General features: G+C 62.2%; 18 protein-coding genes. 8 read left to right on the top strand and 10 right to left on the bottom strand.

The window, feature by feature from the left end; translation table 11 throughout:
* Positions 1 to 63: 63 nt before the first annotated feature.
* From dusA to RA19_RS19985, 4 genes are all read right to left on the bottom strand, one after another.
* Positions 64 to 1,065, bottom strand: coding sequence for a tRNA dihydrouridine(20/20a) synthase DusA (gene dusA, locus RA19_RS20000; RefSeq protein ID WP_039166074.1), 1,002 nt, complete (start codon positions 1,063 to 1,065; stop codon positions 64 to 66).
* A 72-nt stretch (positions 1,066 to 1,137) separates the two neighbouring features.
* Positions 1,138 to 2,541 (bottom strand): TRAP transporter large permease, encoded by a 1,404-nt coding sequence (locus RA19_RS19995; RefSeq protein WP_039166072.1) that lies wholly within the window; start codon positions 2,539 to 2,541, stop codon positions 1,138 to 1,140.
* A 5-nt stretch (positions 2,542 to 2,546) separates the two neighbouring features.
* Entirely contained in the window at positions 2,547 to 3,206 is a 660-nt protein-coding gene (locus RA19_RS19990; RefSeq protein WP_039166071.1) for a TRAP transporter small permease subunit, read from the bottom strand.
* 81 nt (positions 3,207 to 3,287) lie between these two features.
* The gene (locus RA19_RS19985) at positions 3,288 to 4,304 is read right to left on the bottom strand and encodes a C4-dicarboxylate TRAP transporter substrate-binding protein (protein ID WP_039166069.1); all 1,017 of its coding nucleotides are present in this window, start codon (positions 4,302 to 4,304) and stop codon (positions 3,288 to 3,290) included.
* A 504-nt stretch (positions 4,305 to 4,808) separates the two neighbouring features.
* On the opposite strand from RA19_RS19985, the gene acs reads away from it, so the two are divergent.
* The 8 genes from acs (at position 4,809) to RA19_RS19945 (ending at position 14,221) form a co-directional block, all read left to right on the top strand.
* On the top strand, positions 4,809 to 6,770 hold the full coding sequence (acs, locus tag RA19_RS19980; RefSeq protein WP_039166067.1) for an acetate--CoA ligase: 1,962 nt from the start codon (positions 4,809 to 4,811) through the stop codon (positions 6,768 to 6,770).
* A 7-nt stretch (positions 6,771 to 6,777) separates the two neighbouring features.
* Positions 6,778 to 7,461, top strand: a complete 684-nt coding sequence (locus tag RA19_RS19975) for an adenylate kinase (RefSeq protein ID WP_039166066.1) — start codon at positions 6,778 to 6,780, stop codon at positions 7,459 to 7,461.
* A 184-nt stretch (positions 7,462 to 7,645) separates the two neighbouring features.
* On the top strand, positions 7,646 to 7,930 hold the full coding sequence (locus RA19_RS19970) for a DUF4212 domain-containing protein (RefSeq protein ID WP_039166064.1): 285 nt from the start codon (positions 7,646 to 7,648) through the stop codon (positions 7,928 to 7,930).
* Position 7,931: 1 nt separating this feature from the next.
* Positions 7,932 to 9,716 (top strand): sodium:solute symporter family protein, encoded by a 1,785-nt coding sequence (locus tag RA19_RS19965; RefSeq protein WP_039166062.1) that lies wholly within the window; start codon positions 7,932 to 7,934, stop codon positions 9,714 to 9,716.
* A 103-nt stretch (positions 9,717 to 9,819) separates the two neighbouring features.
* Positions 9,820 to 11,643 carry a DUF294 nucleotidyltransferase-like domain-containing protein gene (locus RA19_RS19960; protein ID WP_039166060.1) on the top strand — a complete coding sequence of 608 codons (1,824 nt, stop codon included), beginning with the start codon at positions 9,820 to 9,822 and terminating at the stop codon, positions 11,641 to 11,643.
* 89 nt (positions 11,644 to 11,732) lie between these two features.
* Entirely contained in the window at positions 11,733 to 12,248 is a 516-nt protein-coding gene (locus RA19_RS19955; protein ID WP_039166059.1) for a hypothetical protein, read from the top strand.
* Positions 12,249 to 12,250: 2 nt separating this feature from the next.
* On the top strand, positions 12,251 to 13,660 hold the full coding sequence (locus RA19_RS19950; protein WP_039166057.1) for a 3'-5' exonuclease: 1,410 nt from the start codon (positions 12,251 to 12,253) through the stop codon (positions 13,658 to 13,660).
* A 60-nt stretch (positions 13,661 to 13,720) separates the two neighbouring features.
* On the top strand, positions 13,721 to 14,221 hold the full coding sequence (locus RA19_RS19945) for a flavin reductase family protein (protein WP_039166055.1): 501 nt from the start codon (positions 13,721 to 13,723) through the stop codon (positions 14,219 to 14,221).
* 81 nt (positions 14,222 to 14,302) lie between these two features.
* Here RA19_RS19945 and RA19_RS19940 read toward each other — a convergent pair whose 3' ends face one another.
* The 6 genes from RA19_RS19940 to hydA form a co-directional block, all read right to left on the bottom strand.
* A complete protein-coding gene (locus RA19_RS19940) occupies positions 14,303 to 15,070 on the bottom strand; it encodes a 4Fe-4S dicluster domain-containing protein (protein WP_052261950.1) in 768 nt (255 codons plus the stop codon).
* 699 nt (positions 15,071 to 15,769) lie between these two features.
* Entirely contained in the window at positions 15,770 to 16,756 is a 987-nt protein-coding gene (locus tag RA19_RS19935) for an ABC transporter substrate-binding protein (protein WP_039166054.1), read from the bottom strand.
* 89 nt (positions 16,757 to 16,845) lie between these two features.
* Positions 16,846 to 17,691: an ABC transporter permease gene (locus RA19_RS19930; RefSeq protein ID WP_039166053.1), complete on the bottom strand. Its 846-nt coding sequence runs from the start codon at positions 17,689 to 17,691 to the stop codon at positions 16,846 to 16,848.
* Positions 17,692 to 17,776: 85 nt separating this feature from the next.
* Positions 17,777 to 18,694: an ABC transporter permease gene (locus RA19_RS19925; RefSeq protein WP_039166052.1), complete on the bottom strand. Its 918-nt coding sequence runs from the start codon at positions 18,692 to 18,694 to the stop codon at positions 17,777 to 17,779.
* 90 nt (positions 18,695 to 18,784) lie between these two features.
* Positions 18,785 to 19,624: an ABC transporter ATP-binding protein gene (locus RA19_RS19920; protein ID WP_039166050.1), complete on the bottom strand. Its 840-nt coding sequence runs from the start codon at positions 19,622 to 19,624 to the stop codon at positions 18,785 to 18,787.
* Between the two features lie 60 nt (positions 19,625 to 19,684).
* Entirely contained in the window at positions 19,685 to 21,139 is a 1,455-nt protein-coding gene (hydA, locus tag RA19_RS19915) for a dihydropyrimidinase (protein ID WP_039166049.1), read from the bottom strand.
* Positions 21,140 to 21,190 lie beyond the last annotated feature (51 nt).

Here is a 21,190-nt window from a genome sequence, read left to right as displayed (position 1 = left end):
ACCGGCAAAGGGTTAGCTGCCGCCGCCAGCCAGCACAAGGCAATAGCACGCAAGGGCGCTGCGTCAGGCTGCCGCCTGGCTTGCCACCTGTGCCAGCGCCTGTTCCACCAGTTCCGGCCCGGCGCCCGAGCGGCAGGCACCCTCGGACAGCATCCGCCGCCACTGCCGCGCGCCGGGCTTGCCCGCAAACAGCCCCAGCATATGGCGGGTGATCTGGTTCAGCTTGGCACCTTCCGACAGACGCGCCTCGATATAAGGCAGCATCTGCAGCACCGCCGTCGCGGGATCGCTTGCCGCACCGCGGCCGTAAATCTCGGGATCAGCCGCACAAAGCACATCGGCCGGCTGGTGATAGGCCGCCCGCCCCACCATCACGCCATCCAGGCCACGGTCCAGATGCCCTTTGGCCTCGGCCAGCGTCGCAATGCCGCCGTTGATAGAGATGTGCAGATCCGGAAACGCCGCCTTCATCCGGTGCACCAGGTCATAATCCAGCGGCGGAATGTCCCGGTTCTCCTTGGGGCTCAACCCTTGCAGCCAGGCCTTGCGGGCATGGATGGTCACCCGCTGGCAGCCGGCCGTGCGGACTTTCTCCAGGAAATCCGGCAGAACGTCTTCCGGTTCCTGCTCATCAACGCCGATGCGGCATTTGACGGTGACTTCGACCTGCACCGCTTCGCGCATCGCAGCAACGCAATCGGCCACCAGCTCCGGCGTCTGCATCAGCACAGCGCCAAAAGCCCCGGACTGCACCCGGTCGCTGGGGCAGCCGCAATTAAGGTTGATTTCATCATATCCCGCCTCAGCCCCCAGCCGCGCGGCCTCGGCCAGTTCTCCCGGGTCCGAACCGCCGAGCTGCAGCGCCACCGGATGCTCTTCAACGTTGAAGTCCAGCAAATGCAGCGCCCCGCCGCGCACCAGCGCCGGAGCGGTGACCATCTCGGTATAGAGCAGCGTCTCCCGGCTCAGCAGCCGGTGCAAATAGCGGCAGTTCCGGTCGGTCCAGTCCATCATAGGCGCAACGGAAAGACGTGCAGCCTGGTGCAGGGGGGCAAAATCTGTCATGCCGCGCCATATAGGCCCTGCGCCGCCATCTGCCAAGCCGATCTGACTTGCTGAGTTCCCTGCGCCCCGCCGCTACCCGGCCAAGGACGGCAGGTAGAGAACGATCCCCGGGAAGGCGACCAGCAGGGCAATGGTCACACCATCCGCAATGAAGAACGGGGTCACGCCGCGGAACACATCCTGCACGCTCAGATCATCGCGCACCCCCGCCACCACAAAGCAGTTGAGGCCGATAGGCGGGGTGATCAGGCAGAACTCAGCCATTTTCACCACCAGGATGCCGAACCAGATCGCGCACATGGTGCCGCTCATGCCAAAGGCGCTGTCTGCTGCGGCGACGCCCTCGCCGCCATTCAGCGCCATCACCGCCGGGTAGACCACCGGCAGCGTCAACAGCAGCATGCCGATGGCATCCATAAACATGCCCAGCACCGCGTAGGCCAAGAGGATGCAGATCAGGATCACCATCGGGCTCATCTCCAGCGAGGTGATCCAGTCGGAAAAAGCCCCGGGCAGATCCGCAAAGCCCAGGAACCGCACATAGATCAGCACCCCCCAGATGATGGTGAATATCATCACCGTGAGCTTGGCGGTTTCCAGAAGAGCAGATTTCAGTTCCGCCCATTTCATGCCTTTGAAGACTGCCATGCAGAAGACCACAAAGGCCCCCAACGCGCCGCCCTCGGTTGGCGTCCCCCAGGCGTCGCCGCCAAAGGGGTTGTAGACAAAGCAGATGATGATCACGACGACAAAGATGATCGGCAGCGCACCGGGCAAGGAGGCAAACCGCTGCCCCCAGGTGAAGCCTTTGACCGGCGGGCCGACGGATTTGAAGATCACTGCGATACCGACAATCAGCAGCCCGTAGATCACCGCCGAGAATGCGCCCGGGATGAAACCTGCGAGCAGCAGCTTACCCACGTCCTGCTCAACGATGATGGCGTAGATCACCAGGATCGCCGACGGCGGGATCAGCGAAGCCAGAGTGCCGCCTGCAGCCACGACGCCGGCTGCGAACTGCTTGTTGTAGCCGATCTTCAGCATCTCGGGGATGGCGATGCGGGCGAAGACGGCTGAGGTAGCCACAGAGGCGCCGGACACGGCGGCAAAGCCAGCAGTGGCAAAAACGGTGGAGACCGCCAGCCCGCCTGGAAGCCAGGCAATCCAGCGCTTGGCGGCTTCGAACAGCGCCCTGGTAAGGCCTGAGTAATATGCCAGATAGCCGATCAGGATGAAGGTGGGGATCAGGCTGAGGGCCTGGCTGGAGACCTTGGAATGCGGCACCTGGCCCGCAATTTTGACCGAGACGGTCAGCGCCTTGCCGAACCGTGCCGGATCGTAGCCAAACTTGGCCCAGAAGATCCACACCAGACCGATGAGGCCCGCCAGGCCGGCTGCAAAGGCCACCCGCATCCCCAGCACCACCATCAGCAGCAGGCCGCCCGTGACCCACAGTCCGATTTCAATGGGTTCCATATGCCTTACCCCTGCCCGCCGGTCTTGTTCTCGTTGCTGTCATGGCCTTCCAGCTGCTCCGCTTCCGCTGCGGCCTGCTCTGCCGCGCTCTGGATCAGCGGCACCGCCACCGGCGCCTCCAGCCCCAGCACAAAAGCGCGGCCGTAGCCCCAGATCTGCAGCAGCAGCCGCAGCCCCAGCACCGCAAAGGCCACCGGCGCCAGCAGCTTGGCGGGCCAGATCGGCAGGCCGATATCGATGGAGCTGTCGCGGCTCCACCAGGGGGCGGCGAAGTCGAAAGAGCGCAGGAAATGCGACCAGCTGCCCCAGACCAAGGCGGCGATCAGCAGGAAGATCAGCAGGACAGAGATCAACTCAAACAGCCACAAAGCACGGCCCCGCAGCGCGCCGATGAAAATATCCATGCGGATGTGGGCGCCGTCGCGCTGCACAAAGGCTATGCCCATGAAAGCGATCAGCGGCATGATCTGCTCGATCCAGTCGACATAGCCGGGCAGAGGCGCGTTTGCGGCATTGCGCCCGCCAACCGAGACCACGGCGAGGATCATCAATGAGAACACCGCGATGCCGCTCAAGAGCGCCAGCAGACGTTCAGCCTTCAATAAACTTCGGTCCAGCCTGCTGATCAGGCTGCCGTCCTCCAGGACTGCTGCTCCAGCCGCCATGCCCTGCCCCCATCTGTCTGTGTCGTCAAAGACAGAAAGGGCCGGAACTTTTCGCCCGGCCCTCTCCATGTCAGTTCAGGCTCAGCTGCCCGAGCGGTGGTCGCTCAGTGTCTTTTGAACCAGGTCATACAGTTCCTGTGCCGGCAGGCCCTGGGCGGTCATGTCCTCGATCCACTGAGCGCGGATCGGGTCGGCGGCCACTTTTCGGAACTCGGCCAGCTGATCGTCGGAGATGGTGACTTTCTCGACGCCTTTCTCGGCCAGAACGCTGTCCCATTTCGCCAGCAGTTCACCGTAGTTAGCCAGATAGTGATCAATCGCCTCCGCAATCGAGCTGTCCAGCGCCTCGCGCTCGGCGTCGCTCAGGGCGTCATAGGCATCGGTGTTGACCACCACCGGGCAGTTCACGGTGCCCGGGTTGAGGTTGGCAGTCCACCAGTCGGCGCGGTTAATAGTGCCGAACGCCAGATGCGCGTGCTGGGCAAAGGCGACGGTGTCGACCACACCGGATTCCATCGCGTTATAGGCCTCAGTCGCAGTGACCGAAGTCGGCACCGCGCCGACGGCCGAGAACGCCTTGCCGATGCCGCCGGTGGCGCGCACGCGCATGTCCTTGAACTCGGCCAGCTCATCCCGTGGCTCACCGGTGCCGACAATATTGTACTGCGGCATCGGCGAGGTCATCAGCAGCTTGGCGTTCCAGCGCGCCAGATCCGCCTGCACCGCCGGATGCGCATAGACCGCGTTGGCCACGGCCACTTCTTCCTCCAGCGTGTTTACGCCCAGGAACGGCAGTTCCAGCACGGTGATCGAAGGGTTCTTGTCGCGGTGGTAGCCAGCGCAGAACTGCGCCATCTCAAAAGCGCCGATGGAGATCCCGTCGAGGTTCTCCTTGTTCTTTGAGAGGCCGCCATAGCTGATGTTCAGGGTGAACTCGCCGCCTGTCTTCTCAGAGACCAGCTCAGCCAGTTTCTCCACATGCTCGGTAAAGGCGCGGCGCTTGCCCCACAGGGACACGTTCCACTCGGTGGCCGCAGCCTCGCCTGCCATAGCAACGCCAGCAGTTGCCGCAACAGCAGCAGTCAGAAATTTATTCATGATGTAACTCTCCCGGATTGCGCCCTTTTCCGCTGTGGCGGGTGCCACCGGCGGGCGCTTGGGCGTCAGGCTAACGGCTTGCCCGCGCGCTGCCAACCCCCAGGGCGGAAAGGTTACGCAGCGACTCGCGCCAGACGCGCGGCCCCGGACCTGGAGCTCCTGTTAAAGCGGCAGGTGGCACAATATGCCGCAGTGCAGAAGCGGCATGTTTCCGCCAACAGCGCACGCCCTGCCCCAAGCAGCCCTATCAGCCCCGTAAATCAGTCGCAAAGTCGTTTACATGTAAGTGTTTGATTTCGCGTTATCTGAAAATCAATATCTCCAAAAACTTTACAGATTAATAGCCTCAAGGGAAATTCGTTCACAAGCAAATGCTTAAAAACCGGTCAGTTATTCACAAATTTTCAGCCTGCTCTATTATCGATGCCCAGGAGGAAACGGTTTGACAGCCGCGGCACAGCGTTGTCGTTTGTCTTGCCAATATAATTTCTGGGAGGAAACCGCATGAACGCGCTGCACGCAGACGCTGTCTATCCGCCATCCGACGAAACCGTTGCCCGCGCGCATGTCAATGCCGCGAAATACCAGGAGATGTATGAGGCCTCGCTGGCCGATCCGGACGCGTTCTGGAGCGAGCAAGGCAAGCGCATCGACTGGATCAAGCCCTTCACCCAGGTGAAGGACGTGAACTACAACTTCGGCAATGTTTCGATTAACTGGTACGGCGACGGCACCCTGAACGTTTCCGCCAACTGCATCGACCGCCACCTGGAAACCCGCGGCGACCAGACCGCAATCATCTGGGAGCCGGACAATCCGGAGGATGAGGCGCAGCATATCTCCTACAAGGAGCTGCACCGCCGCACCTGCCGGATGGCCAACATTCTGGAGTCGATGGGCGTGCGCAAGGGCGACCGGGTGGTGATCTATCTGCCGATGATCCCCGAAGCGGCCTATGCCATGCTGGCCTGCGCCCGCATCGGTGCCATTCATTCCATCGTCTTTGCCGGCTTCTCCCCCGACGCGCTGGCGGCCCGCATCAACGGCTGCGACGCCAAGGTTCTGATCACCGCGGATGAGGCCCCGCGCGGCGGCCGCAACACGCCGCTGAAATCCAATGCCGACGCCGCTCTGCTGCACACCAAGGACACGGTGAAATGCCTGGTGGTCAAGCGCACCGGTGGCCAGACCACCTGGGTGGACGGGCGCGACCACGACTACAACGAGATGGCGCTGGATGCGGATGATTACTGCGCACCGGCTGAGATGAACGCCGAGGATCCGCTGTTCATACTCTACACCTCCGGCTCCACCGGCCAGCCCAAAGGCGTGGTGCACACCACCGGCGGCTATATCACCTATGCCGCGATGACCCATGAGATCACCTTCGATTACCATGATGGCGACGTCTACTGGTGCACCGCGGATGTGGGCTGGGTGACCGGCCACAGCTATATCGTCTACGGGCCCCTGGCCAATGGCGCCACCACGCTGATGTTCGAGGGCGTGCCGACCTACCCGGATGCCTCGCGCTTTTGGCAGGTCTGCGAGAAGCACAAGGTGAACCAGTTCTACACTGCCCCCACCGCCATCCGCGCGCTGATGGGCCAAGGTACTGAGTTCGTTGAAAAATGCGACCTCTCGGCGCTGCGCACCCTGGGCACTGTGGGCGAGCCGATCAACCCGGAAGCCTGGACCTGGTACAATGACGTCGTCGGCAAGGGCAAATGCCCGATCGTCGACACCTGGTGGCAGACCGAGACCGGCGGCCATCTGATGACGCCGCTTCCGGGCGCCCACGCAATGAAGCCGGGCGCGGCGATGAAGCCCTTCTTCGGCATCCAGCCGGTGGTTCTGGACCCCCAGTCCGGTGTCGAGATCGAAGGCAACGGCGTTGAAGGCGTGCTCTGCATCAAAGACAGCTGGCCGGGCCAGATGCGCACCGTCTGGGGCGACCACGAGCGGTTCGAGAAGACCTATTTCTCCGACTACAAGGGCTACTACTTCACCGGCGACGGCTGCCGCCGCGACGAGGACGGCGACTACTGGATCACCGGCCGCGTCGACGATGTGATCAATGTCTCCGGCCACCGCATGGGCACGGCTGAGGTCGAAAGCGCGCTGGTGGCCCACGCCGCCGTGGCCGAGGCCGCCGTGGTCGGCTACCCGCATGAGATCAAGGGCCAGGGCATCTACTGCTATGTCACCCTGATGAATGACCGGGAGCCGTCCGAGGAACTGCGCAAGGAGCTGCGCACCTGGGTGCGCACCGAAATCGGCCCGATTGCCAGCCCGGACGTGATCCAATGGGCGCCGGGCCTGCCGAAAACCCGCTCCGGCAAGATCATGCGCCGCATCCTGCGCAAGATCGCCGAGAACGACTTCGGCTCGCTGGGCGACACCTCGACCCTGGCCGATCCCTCGGTGGTCGAAGACCTGATCGAAAACCGTGCGAACAAGGGGTGATTGACCGATGAATATGGCAGTACTCACCCGTCCCGCCGTGCTGATCCTGCTGGGGCCTCCGGGCGCCGGCAAGGGCACCCAGGCACGGATGCTCGAAGAGAAATTCGGCTATGTGCAGCTGTCGACCGGCGACCTGCTGCGCGAAGCGGTTGCCGCGGGCACGCCTGCGGGCCTCGCCGCCAAGGCGGTAATGGAAGCAGGCCAGCTGGTCAGCGACGAGATCGTGATCAACATCCTGCGCGACCGCCTGACCGAGCCCGATTGCACCAAGGGCGTGATCCTCGATGGCTTCCCCCGCACCACCGTGCAGGCCGAGGCGCTGGACGATCTGCTGGCGGAAACCCAGCAGAAGATCAACGCCGCGATCAGCCTGGAGGTGGACGACGCTGCCATGGTCGAGCGCATCTCCGGCCGCTACACCTGCGGCGGCTGCGGCGAAGGCTACCACGACAGCTTCAAGCAGCCCGCCGAGGCAGGCAAATGCGATAAATGCGGCGGCACCGAAATGAAGCGCCGCGCCGATGACAACGCCGAAACCGTTGCCAGCCGGCTGGAAGCCTATCACGCGCAAACCGCGCCGCTGATCGCCTACTACGGCGGCAAGGACGTTCTGAAAACCACAAATGCCATGGGCGAAATCACCGACATTGCCCAGGACATGGCGGCCATCGTGACCGAGGCCACCGCCTAACGAACAAGAAACGGGGCCTGCCTGACACGCAGGACCCCGTCCCCCGGACATTGGAATACCCATCGGCACCGCCCAGGCGGACCGGAGGAGTCATGCCTGCACGCCCGTGAACCCGGCGGCAGGCAAACGGAGAGAGTCTGCCCGGTCCCCCGCGGCGGCTCAGGAGGAAGAAGGAGGAGCCGCCATGGCGGACCAAACCACAAACGCCGCAAAGGCCGCCGAAGCCGATAAGGGCTATTGGGCGGCCAATGTGCGCATCATCATTATCAGCCTGGTGATCTGGGCTGTTGTTTCATTCGGCTTCGGCATCCTGCTGCGCCCGCTGCTGTCCGGCATCAGCGTCGGCGGCAGTGATCTGGGCTTCTGGTTCGCCCAGCAAGGCTCAATCCTGGTGTTCCTGGGGCTGATCTTTTTCTACGCGATCCGCATGAACAAGCTGGACCGTGAATACGGCGTGGAGGAAGAATAAGATGGACCAGTTTACCATCAACCTGCTGTTTGTGGGCGCCTCCTTTGCGCTTTACATCGGCATCGCCATCTGGGCCCGCGCGGGCTCGACTTCTGAATTCTATGCCGCTGGCCGGGGTGTTCACCCTGTTACCAACGGTATGGCCACCGCGGCCGACTGGATGTCGGCGGCCTCCTTCATCTCGATGGCGGGCCTCATTGCTTTCACCGGCTATGACAACTCCACCTTCCTGATGGGCTGGACCGGCGGTTACGTTTTGCTGGCGCTGCTGCTGGCGCCCTATCTGCGCAAGTTCGGCAAGTTCACCGTGTCCGAGTTCATCGGCGACCGCTTCTACAGCCCGACCGCCCGCGTGGTGGCTGTGATCTGCCTGATCGTCGCTTCGACCACCTATGTGATCGGCCAGATGACCGGCGTTGGCGTGGCTTTCGGCCGCTTCCTGGAAGTTTCCAACACCGCCGGCCTGCTGATCGGCGCCTGTGTGGTCTTCGCCTACGCCGTGTTCGGCGGCATGAAGGGTGTAACCTACACCCAAGTGGCCCAGTACTGCGTGCTGATCACCGCCTATACCATCCCGGCGATCTTCATCTCGCTGCAGCTGACAGGCAACCCGATCCCGGCCCTGGGCCTGTTCGGCGACCACGCCGCTTCCGGCGAGCCTCTGCTGGCCAAGCTGGACGCAATTGTGACCGAGCTGGGCTTCAAAGAGTACACGCTGCATCACGCCGACACCTTCAACATGGTGCTGTTCACCCTGTCGCTGATGATCGGCACCGCCGGCCTGCCCCACGTGATCATGCGCTTCTTCACTGTGCCGCGCGTGGCTGACGCCCGCTGGTCGGCCGGCTGGACCCTGGTGTTCATTGCGCTGCTGTACCTGACCGCTCCGGCTGTTGGCGCCATGGCCCGTCTGAACATCACCGAGATGATGTGGCCGAACGGCGGCATCGAGGGCGGCGCTGTGACCGTTCAGCAGATCGAAAACGATCCGCAGTACGACTGGATGGCCACCTGGCAGAAAACCGGTCTGCTGGCTTGGGAAGACAAGAACGGCGACGGTGCGATCCAGTACTACAACGACAAGAACCCTGATCTGCAGGAAACTGCGGCAGCCAACGGCTGGGCCGGCAATGAGCTGACCAAGTTCAACCGCGACATCCTGGTTCTGGCCAACCCTGAGATTGCCAACCTGCCGGGCTGGGTGATCGGCCTGGTGGCGGCTGGCGGCCTGGCGGCGGCCCTATCTACCGCGGCTGGCCTCTTGCTGGCGATCTCCTCGGCTGTCTCGCACGACCTGATCAAGGGCTCGATCAACCCCAGCATCTCGGAAAAAGGCGAGCTGCTGTCGGCCCGTATCGCCATGGCTGTTGCCATTGCTGTTGCGACCTACCTGGGTCTGAACCCGCCGGGCTTTGCCGCGCAGACAGTGGCGCTGGCCTTTGGCCTGGCCGCCGCTTCGATCTTCCCGGCGCTGATGATGGGCATCTTCACCAAGGTGAACAACAAGGGCGCCGTGGCCGGCATGCTGGCAGGCCTGATCGTCACCCTGATCTACATCTTCCTGCACAAGGGCTGGCTGTTCATCCCGGGCACCAACTCCTTCACCGATGCAGATCCGCTGCTGGGCACCGTCAAATCCACCTCCTTTGGTGCGATCGGCGCGATGGTGAACTTTGCGGTGGCCTTCATGGTGTCGAAATCGACCGAAGCCATCCCGGCCGAGATCGAAGAGCTGGTCGAAAGCGTCCGCATCCCGCGCGGTGCAGGTGCCGCACAGGACCACTAACCTCCCCTGGGCGGGCCCTCCCTCGGCGGCCCGCCACCTCCCTGATGGTCCCGTCCGGCACTTTGGCTGGCGGGGCCATTTTTCTGATTTCAAAGGTGCTGCCATGTCCCTTGATGAAACCGGCCTGATCCGCTTCCTGTCCTCGGTGCATCCCTACGACAGCCTGGAGCCCGCATTGCTGAGCGGCCTCGCTCCGAAGTTCCGCCAGATCCAAGCTGCAGCCGGTGATCCGGTCTACGTGCTGAACGAAGAACTGGAGGGGCTCTATCTGGTTCATTCCGGCGAGGTCGAGGTGACCGATGAGAACAGCATCCCGGTTTCGATCCTCGGCCCCCGCAACTCTTTTGGCGAGCGCGGTCTGACCCGCAGCGGCCGCGCAGTGACCTCGGCCCAGGCGACCACAGATACCCTGCTCCTTTTGCTGCCAAAAGCAGACTTCCACGCCCTGATGGCAGAGCATGCGCAGATCGCTAAATTCTTTGATCGCCGCCGCCCCGGCAGCCGCGAGGGCAACAGTCTGGCCACCACGCGCGTTGAAGCGATCATGGCGCGCGACCCGGTCACCTGTTCCGGCGGCCTCACCTGCCAAAGCGCGGCACAGCTGATGCGCAACCATTTCATCTCTTCGGTCTGCGTCACCGACGGAGACCGTCTGCAAGGCGTCCTTACCACCCGCGACCTGACTGGCAAAATTCTCGCAGCGGGCAAGCCCTTCTCCACCCCGGTCAGCACAGTGATGACCCCGGACCCGCTGACGCTGGCACCCTCCGCCATCGGCTCTGACGTTCTGCACATGATGATGGAGCACGGCATCGGCCATATCCCGGTGACCGAAGGCGGCAGGCTGGTGGGCATTGTGACCCAGACCGACCTGACCCGTTTCCAGGCCGTGAGTTCCGGCGAGATGGTCTCTGCCATTGCTGGCGCCGCTTCGGCAGCGGAAATGGCAAAGGTCACCGCAGAAATCCCTCGCCTGCTGGTGCAACTGGTTGCAGGCGGCAACCGGCATGAGGTTGTGACCCGGCTGATCACGGACATTGCCGACACTGCGACCCGCCGCCTGCTGGCGCTGTCCGAGGAAAAACTCGGCCCGCCGCCGGTACCCTATCTGTGGCTTGCCTGCGGCTCGCAAGGCCGGCGCGAGCAAACCGGGGTATCTGATCAGGACAACTGTCTGATCCTTTCTGACGAAGCAGCGCCGGAAGACGAAAGCTATTTCGAACAGCTGGCCGCTTTTGTCTGCGATGGGCTGAACACCTGCGGTTATGTCTTCTGCCCTGGCGAGATGATGGCCTCAAATCCGCGCTGGCGGCAGCCGCTGCGTGTCTGGCGTGAATACTTCCGCGGTTGGATCGCCAAGCCGAACCCGGAGGCACAGATGCTGGCCTCGGTGATGTTCGATCTGCGCCCCATCGGCGGCGAAGCCAACCTGTTCGAGGACCTGCAGCGGCAAACACTGGCGGCAGTCCGCGCAAACTCGATTTTCACCGCGCATATGATTGCCAACTCGCTCAAGCACACGCCACCGCTGGGGCTCTTGCGCGGTCTCGCCGCCATCCGTTCTGGCGAGCACCGCAACACGCTGGACATGAAGCACAACGGCGTGGTGCCGGTGGTGGACCTTGGCCGGATCTATGCGCTGCAGGGGGAACTGGCTGATGTGAACACCCGCGCCCGGCTGGAAGCCGCTGAGGCCGCCGGCGTGCTCAGCCCCTCCGGTGCTCGCGATCTGATGGACGCCTACGACCTGATTGCCCAGACCCGGCTGGAGCATCAGGCGGCACAGATCCGTGCGGGTCAGGCGCCGGACAATTACCTGGCACCGTCGAGCCTCTCAGATTTTGAGCGAAGTCATCTGCGCGATGCGTTTGTTGTGGTAAAGACAATGCAATCGGCGGTTGGGCACGGCAAAGGTATACTGGGCTGACACCTGCGCGTGTTGACGCCGGGGATGCCTCCGGCGGGAGTATTTTTGGCAAGATGAAAGAGCCGGCCGGGCTCTGAAGAGGAATTGGCATGTTTCTGGAACTGATTGCGGTGATCTTTGCAGGCATTGCGGCGGCGGGTGTGGTGATGCTGCTGGGCAAGTCCCTAGGCGAGCGGCTGCCGCGCTGGTTGGCGCCGGTTGCGGCGGGGCTGGCGATGATAGGCGTCACCATTGCCTCGGAGTACGGCTGGTATTCCCGCACCGCGTCCGGCCTGCCCGAGGGGCTGGTGGTGGCGGAAACGGTTGAGAACCGCAGCTTCTACCGTCCGTGGACCTATGCTGTGCCTTACGTTGACCGCTTTGCCGCCATTGATACCGCCACGATGAAAAGCCACGCGGACCACCCGCAGGTGCACCTGGCCGAGATCTATTTCTTCGGCCGCTGGGCCGCGGTGACCAAGCTGCCGGTCTGGCTTGATTGCGGCACCGGGCGGCGGGCGCTGTCTGCCGGCGCTGCTGAATTCAGCGGCGGGCTGCCGGAGGGGCTGAACTGGATTGAACCGGGCGCCGGTGATGCGATCCTGGCCACTGTTTGCGGAGGATAGCGATGCTCACCCGGCTCAGCCTGCGTTTGCGGATTTTCCTGTTCTTTTGCCTGCTGGCGCTTGGCGGCATTGCTGTCACCTGCGGCGCCCTGTGGCTGGGCTTCGCCCGGGCAGGCCAGCCGGAGCTGGCAGATGCGTTCCTGTTCTCAGGGCTGCTGAGCATCTTTGCAATCCTGGGACTGTGCGCCGCGGTTTGGCTGCTGTTCGATGAAAACGTCGCCAAGCCGATCGAACGCCTGGCGGCCGAGATGCGCGCACGCGCGCATGCTGGTGTGACCCGGCAAATGGACACACACGGCGCCCGCTATCTTGGCGACCTGGCCGCCGCGGCGGAGGGGCTGGCCGGGAAACTGGGAGAATCCGCCCTCAATGCTGCCGAGGCCATTGCCCTCGAGACTGCGCATCTGGAAGCCGAGAAAACCCGCCTTGCTGCGCTGCTGACCGATATTCCTATTGCCACGCTCATGGCCGGCCCTTCGCACCGGATTGTGCTGTATGACGGCCAGGCAGCTGCAGTGCTGGCGCAGGAGGCTCCGCCCCGGCTAAATGCGCCGCTGTCCAGCTATCTGGATCAGACCGGGCTTGAAGCGGCCTATGGCAGGATGGTGCGCAGCGGCAAGGAAGCCGCAGCACAGGTCAAAAGCGCAAGCGGTGCTCAGGTATTCGATTTGCGGCTGAAACCGCTTGGCGGCGCTCCGGGCTACATCATCCTGTTTGAAGGCTCCCATCCCGGCCTTGCGCCAGAGGACACACGGCCCCTGGTTTATGATTTTGCCCTGCTGGAGGGCAGTCAGGCCGCAGGAGGAGACCAGAAACTTGCCGGTCTCAGCTATGTTGTCTTTGACACCGAAACCACTGGCCTGCTTCCCCATAAGGATGAGATCGTGCAGATCGGCGCACTGCGGGTGGTGCGCGGCCGGATCATCGACGAGGAGCAGTTTGAAACCCTGGTGGATCCGGGCCGGCCGATCCCTGCCGTGTCGGTCAAAGTGCATGGCATCAGCGATGCGATGGTGCAGGGTGCGCCGGATATCTCCGAGGCCGCGCGCAGCTTGCACCGGTTTGCCTCGGATGCCGTGATGGTAGCCCATAACGCCCCCTTTGATATGGCTTTCCTGCACCGCCACGCGAAACGCGCAGGGGTCGCTTGGGATCAACCCGTTCTGGACACCGTGCTGCTGAGCGCCGTTCTGTTCGGCGCGTCGCAATCCCATACGCTTGACGCGCTGTGCGAACGCCTGGATGTGACCATTCCGGCGGCAGTGCGCCATACCGCAATGGGCGACGCCCGCGCCACCGCCGAAGTGTTTTGCAAGATGCTTCCCATGCTGGAGGCGCGGGGCCTCAGCACGTTTGGTGCAGTGCTGGAAGAGACCCGCAAGCACAGCCGCCTTATTGAAGACATGAACTAGGTAGACAATCGGCGCCATGCGTGGCAGGTCACTGTCCGGAACGAACAAGAGGCGCGCGGCATGGCCGAAACCAGCTTTATTCCCGGGCCGGAGACTGCCCGGATCTATCGCGATGCTCTCGGCAGCTTTGGCACCGGGGTGACCGTGATCACCACAGTGACCAGCCGCGGCCCGCTGGCCATTACCGTCAACAGTTTCACTTCCGTTTCCCTGGACCCGCCGCTGCTTTTGTGGTGCCCGGCACGGGCTTCCATGCGCCATGATTCCTTTGCAAAGGCAGACAATTTTGCCATTCACGTGATGGCCGAAGATCAGCTGGGACTAGCCAAGCACTTTGCCGCACACGGAGAAGATTTCACAGCCGCTGCCTGGCAGCCGAATGCCCTCGGCGCGCCGGCTCTGGACGGGGTGATTGCCCGTTTCGACTGCCGCAACTATGCCGCCCATCCGGCCGGTGATCACACCATCATCATCGGCGAGGTTGCCAGCGTCACCACCCGCCCGGGCAAGGGGCTGATTTTCAAGCGCGGCCAATACGGCGGGTTTCTCGAACAAGGCTGAGGGCCGCTGATACCTCAAGCAGGGCGTTGGATTCTTTCAGAAATTCCGGCCCCTTTTCCCCTGCCGGATAAGGGCTGCCGCTCAACTGGGGTCTTCTGCCTGCACCGGGCCACTGGCCGTTTCCTCTACGTTCCCCAAGTTGTCATTCCTGCCAGCCAGCAGATGCGGCAGCACCGCCGCAGCCGACAAATCCATTGCCGCCTCCATACTCAGCGCGCGTTGCGGGCAGATCGTAATGCACAGGCCGCATTGAAAGCATTGCGATTCAACAAAACTCAATTCGCAGCCGTTTTCAGTAAAGCTGAGAGCATCCGAAGGGCAAACCCAAACACAGCTGCTGCAATGGTTGCACAGCTCTTCATCCAGGCTGATGGACCCGTAAGGCGCCTGGTCCGGCAAGGAGACACGATCCATGCTGGCGGGCAGCAGCGCCGCGGCGCTGGCCCGGGCAGTATCCCGGCGGCTGCCCATAGCCAGAACGTCCGGCGTCACCGAAGGGAAGGGAAACACGCTTGCCGCCAGCCGCCGGGACAATCCCGTGTCGCGGTCAAAAACCAGCACGCGCCCCAGCCCGCCAAGCGCCTGCACCAATTCGACTTCGCGCCGCTGATGCGGAATATCCTGTTCGCTGGCGCATACCTGCATATGGATGACATCAAACCCGCTCGCCAGCGAGTGCAGAAGATCCGTGTGGCCGATCCTGCTCAGGCAGCAAACCGATACAGGAATGATGTCGCATTGCCGGCTGTTCAGATCCGCCAGCTCCGCAGGCTCAGCCTCATACAGCACCAGAACCTGACCTCTGCCGGTCTGGCTCTTGCGCACATAAGCCTCCCGGCACAATTCCATCAATGGCAATTCGCAGCCTTGGTCCATCACAGCCAGGAGGGCTGAGCATCCTCGCACCGGCTGCCGCGATCGGCACACGGCACGTTCCGCCTGAGGGCAAAGGCACAGGTAATGCGGCGGGTAGCTGGATTGCCTCTGCCCATCGGGGGTATGAGCACATATCTCTCCCATGAGGTGAGGGTACCACAAAAAACCACGCCCAAAGCGTGTATTTTGGAATCACTGCCAATTTATTGCAATTTTAACCAAACTGCTTTGGCTCAGGGCGGCAGATCTTTCCGATGCAGCAAGCGCCGCAAGGCAAAACACGGTGAAGAAAAGCCGTACTAGCGGGCACCGCTTTACTCAAAGCCGATCATACGTCTTCGGGATTGAAGTCAAACACTGCGGCGCGAACGCCTGATAGTCCGGACGAAAGGCCGGGTGAACACCACGCGGCCTCCCATCAATAAGAACAGGGGTTGTCCGATTGGACTGCGCCTGTTGAGAGGGGGCAGAAAGAAGGAACCGGTTAAAGCCCCCTCGCCCAGCATATTGTTCTGTGCCAGGCTGCTCTCCATCGCAGGCAGCAGCCTGGCCGTTGAGCATCGGCCGGTGTGCACATCTTCTGCAACCACAGCCCGGAAATCAGAAAACCCCGCCAGGCATCAATGCCAAGCGGGGTCATAGATTTAGAATCCTCAATCAGGATGCCAGACGTTACTTCAGCGCTGCATCCGTGATGGCATGAGTCCAGGCGCCTTCCGGAGCCTTAGTGATCACCGGATCGGAGCCGCCGCCCATCAAGGTTGCTACCGTGCGCTCGTAATCCGCCGGATCCAGCGCGCCGTTGCTGCCTGCGGTCAGCTTGGCAATCTCACCCATCATCCGCTTCTGGTGGGTCTCGGTCTGGGCACCGGAGGCATCATTGTCCAGAACGATTTCCGCCGCCTCATCCGGGTTTTCCTCAGCGTATTTCCATCCCTTCATCGACGCACGCACAAAGCGTTCCATCTTGCCGGTGAACTCCGGATCGCTCAGCTTCTCCTCCAGCACATAAAGACCGTCTTCCAGCGTCGCCACGCCCTGGTCTTCGTACTTGAAGGTGATCAGCTCATCCGCACCGACACCCGCATCAATGACCTGCCAGTACTCATTGTACGTCATGGTCGAGATGCAATCCGCCTGGCGCTGCAGCAGCGGGTCGACATTGAAGCCCTGCTTCAGAACTTCCACACCGCTGTCGCCCTTGCCCTCGGTCGAAATGCCCAGCTGACTCATCCAGCTCATGAAGGGGAATTCATTGCCGAAGAACCACACACCCAGGGTGCGGTTGGCCAGATCGGCAGGTGCAGCGATACCTGTGTCCTTCCAGCACGTCAGCATCATGCCCGAAGATTTGAACGGCTGGGCAATGTTGACCAGCGGCAAACCCTTTTCGCGCGCGGCCAGTGCGGCCGGCATCCATTCCACCGTCACATCGGCGCCGCCGCCGGCAATCACCTGGGTCGGCGCAATGTCCGGGCCGCCCGGCAGGATAGTGACGTTCAGGTCCTCTTCTTCATAGAACCCCTTGTCCAGCGCCACGTAGTAGCCTGCGAACTGTGCCTGTGTCACCCATTTCAGCTGCAGCGTCACGTCGTCCGCTGCCTGGGCCGCACCTGCCGCCCCCAGCGCCAAAGCCGCTGCCGTCATAATGTGCTTCATTGGTAAGTTCTCCCTATTGATTTTCGTTTGTCCGGGTTTCTTTTTGTTTTCACTTTCCCGTATGTGTTGTATCTGCTCAACCCCTCTATTCAGCCCCGCTGGGACGGGTGCCAGAAGGTGAAGCTCTTCTCGATCAGCGCAACCAGCCCGTAGAAGGCTGACCCCGCAAGGGCAGCCACCACGATCTCAGCCCAGACCATGTCCAGCGCCAATTGGCCAACGCTGGTGGAAATCCGGAAGCCCATGCCGACTGTGGGCGAGCCGAAGAACTCCGCCACAATTGCCCCGATCAGCGCCAGCGTGGTCGAAATCTTCAAACCGTTGAACACAAACGGCAGCGCCGCTGGCAGCCGCAGCTTGAAGAAACTCTGCCAGTAGCCGGCGGCATAGGTCTGCATCAGGTCGCGCTGCATCTGGTCGGTCTCGCGCAGGCCCGCCACGGTGTTCACCAGCATCGGGAAGAACACCATGACCACAACCACCGCGGCCTTGGAGTGCCAGTCGAATCCGAACCACATCACAAGGATCGGCGCGGTGCCGACAATCGGCAGCGCCGCCACGAAGTTCCCCACCGGCAAAAGCCCGCGGCGCAGGAAATCGCTGCGATCGACCAGGATCGCGGTCAGAAACGCCGCGCCGCATCCGATCACATAGCCGCCAAGCGCGCCTTTCAGGATGGTCTGGGCAAAGTCCTCCCACAGGATCGGAATGCTGGAGGCAAAGCGTTCGGCAATCACGGAAGGCGCAGGCAGGATCACCAGCGACACTTCCAGCCCGCGCACCAGCAGCTCCCAGACCACCAGCACGGTGACGCCAAAGATCGCAGGCACCAGCAATTGAACACCACGCGTCGCCGCCGCCGGGCTGTTGGCCAGGCGGCTGTTCAGCCACCAGCCCAGACACCAGACGAGAACAGCAAGGACAACCATCACCATGACGCACCCTCCTGCTTCTTTCTGGGCCAAATACCCCGGGTGAGCCGCGCAGCGGCGAGGGCAGAGCCCTCCTTCCAACGCTCAATCATGCCCGCACCCCCATCCGGTTCAGCACCAGCTTTTCAATCAGCCCCAGCAGCGCCACCAGCGCCGCCGCCAGGATTGCCGCCGCAAACAGTGCCGACCAGATCTGCACGGTCTGCCCGTAATAACTGCCCGCCAGCAGCCGTGCGCCAAGTCCCGCAACCGCACCGGTTGGCAGCTCACCCACGATGGCGCCCACCAGCGATGCCGCAATACCGATTTTCAGCGAGGCAAACAGGTATGGCATCGAGGACGGCAGCCGCAGCTTCCAGAACCCTTGGGACGTCGAGGCGCTATAGGTTTTCAGCAAATCAAGCTGCATCGAATCCGGTGCCCTGAGCCCCTTCACCATGCCGACAACCACCGGGAAAAAGCTCAGGTAGGCCGAGATCACCGCCTTGGGAATGATCCCCTGCACCCCGATGGAATAAAGCACCACAATGATCATCGGCGCCAGCGCGATGATCGGAATGGTCTGGCTGACAATCGCCCAAGGCATCACCGACATATCCATCACCCGGCTGTGCACGATGCCCACCGCCAGCAGGATGCCGAGACCGGTGCCGATGGCAAAGCCTAAGAGGGTGGCGCTCAGCGTCACCTGCGCGTGATAGATCAGGCTGCGTTTCGAGGTGATCTTCTTTTCCACCGTGGTCTTCCACAGCTCCACCGCCACTTGATGCGGCGCCGGCAGACGCGGGCGCTCCTGCACCCAGGTATCGCCAATGGCAAAGGTGTTCGTTGCCACCAGCCCTACTTCACTCATGTCCCGGCGCGCCTTTGGCGTGGCAGGTGTTACTTCGGCCCCTGCCCGCTCAGCCGCATCCAAAACACCCTTGATGTTCATCGGCACGCAGGCGGCGTACCAAAAGGCAATGATAGCAGCGAGCACAGAGAGAACGGCAACAAGGCTTTTCATACCCTTGCCCTCCCAATCTGGCAGCCGCCCGGTACACTGGGGCGGCACATGGGCTGCACGCCCGGCGCCGCCCAGTTTCTAAGGCAAAACTCAGTCATCGGCATGCCCCGCCCTAAGCCCCTCACGCACCCGATGCGCAATCTCGATGAACTCAGGGCTGTCGCGGATATCCAAGGGACGTTCCTTGGGCAAGGTGCTGTCGATCACATCATGTATGCGCCCGGGCCGCGGCGACATCACAACGATCTTTGTCGACAGATATACTGCTTCCGGGATCGAGTGGGTGACAAAGCCGATGGTCTTGTTGGTGCGCGCCCAGAGCTTCAAGAGCTGTTCATTCAGGTGGTCGCGCACGATCTCGTCCAGCGCCCCGAAGGGTTCATCCATCAGCAGGATATCAGCGTCAAACGCCAGCGCCCGTGCGATGGAGGCCCGCTGCTGCATACCGCCTGACAGCTGCCAGGGAAACTTGCCGCCAAAACCCGACAGCTCAACAAGTTCAAGCACTTGCTGAACGCGCTTCTCCTGTTCCGCTTTGGAGTATCCCATGATCTCCAGCGGCAGCTTGATGTTCTTGGCAATGGTCCGCCACGGGTACAGCCCCGCCGCCTGAAACACATAGCCATATGCCCGGTTGCGGCGCGCCTCGTCCGGGGTCATGCCGTTCACGGACAGGCTGCCGCCAGTGGGTGTCTCCAGCGCAGCAATGCACCGCAAAAACGTGGTCTTGCCGCAGCCGGACGGACCGATGAAGGAGACAAAATCGCCCTTATTGATCTCCAGGCTCACATCCTTCAGCGCGTGCACCGGGCCGTCGTTGGTCTCAAACGTCAGATCCAGGTGTTTTGCCTCGATCACGCAATCTGCAGGACCTGTTGAGGAAGCGGCGGCCTCGGGACGGATTGCCTGGGTGGTCGTTTCCATATTCATATCTTCGCCTTGATTTCACACAGGAAAACGGGCCGCCGTTACCGGCAGCCCGTTCCTGATTTACACGCCTGTCGCCGGGATGCCGCTGCGCTCCACCGGACGCGGAGCGGTCAGTTCTTTCCAGGTCGACAGCGCCTTGTTCACCGTGGTGTTGGGCGCGCGCTCGACAAACTTGCCGTGGCCCTCCTGGCAGCGGATATCGCCGTCATGCACCGCCACATGGCCGCGGGTCAGGGTAAAGCGCGGCAGGCCCTTCACTTCATGCCCTTCGAACACATTGTAGTCGATTGAGGACTGCTGGGTGCCTGCCGAGATGGTCTTGGTCTTAGCCGGATCCCAAACCACCAGATCGGCATCGGCACCGACCAGAACCGCGCCTTTTTTCGGGTAGCAGTTCAGGATCTTGGCAATGTTGGTCGAGGTGACGGCCACAAACTCGTTCGGTGTCAGCCGGCCGGTTTCCACCCCATGAGTCCAGAGCATCGGCATCCGGTCTTCCAGGCCGCCGGTGCCGTTCGGGATCTTGGTAAAGTCACCAACCCCATAGCGTTTCTGCTCGGTGGTAAAGGCGCAGTGATCCGTTGCCACCACCGAGAGCGAGCCCGACTGCAGACCGGCCCACAGGCTGTCCTGATGCTGCTTGTTGCGGAACGGCGGCGACATCACCCGGCGAGCAGCGTGATCCCAGTCCTTGTTGAAATACTCGCTCTCATCCAGGGTCAGATGCTGGATCAGCGGCTCGCCCCAGACCCGCTTGCCCTGCATCCGGGCGCGGCGGATAGCCTCGTGGCTGTCCTCGCAAGAAGTATGCACGACGTAGAGCGGCACGCCCGCCATATCGGCAATCATGATGGCGCGGTTGGTGGCCTCGCCTTCCACCTGCGGCGGGCGGGAATAGGCGTGAGCCTCTGGGCCATTATTGCCTTCTGCCAAGAGCTTAGCGGATAGCTCTGCCACCACATCGCCGTTTTCCGCATGCACCATAGCAATGCCGCCCAGCTCCGCCAGCCGCTGGAAGGAGGCGTAAAGCTCGTCATCATTCACCATCAAAGCGCCCTTGTAGGCCATGAAGTGCTTGAAGGTGTTGATACCGCGTTCCTGGATCACGGTCTTGATGTCGTCAAAAACCTGCTCGCCCCACCATGTCACCGCCATGTGGAAGGAGTAGTCGCAGTTGGCGCGGGTGGATTTGTTGTCCCAGCGCTTCAGCGCGTCCAGCAGGCTCTCGCCTGGATTGGGCAGTGCAAAATCCACCACCATCGTGGTGCCGCCCGCAAGCCCCGCGCGGGTGCCGGACTCAAAGTCGTCCGAGCTGTAGGTGCCCATGAAAGGCATCTCAAGATGGGTATGCGGGTCGATCCCGCCCGGCATCACATAACAGCCGGTGGCATCCAGTTCCTCATCGCCCTTCAGGTTCGGGCCGATCTGTGTGATCACCCCGTTTTCGATCAGCACATCCGCCTTGTAGGTCAGATCGGCGGTCACGATGGTGCCGTTTCTGATGACTTTACTCATGGTTACAACTCCCTGAACCGGGGCGCATTTTCACGCCTCCATTTGTCTCTT

This window comes from Leisingera sp. ANG-M1 (assembly GCF_000813745.1).
Classification (GTDB): domain Bacteria; phylum Pseudomonadota; class Alphaproteobacteria; order Rhodobacterales; family Rhodobacteraceae; genus Leisingera.
This window is presented reverse-complemented; position numbering and strand designations above follow the sequence as displayed.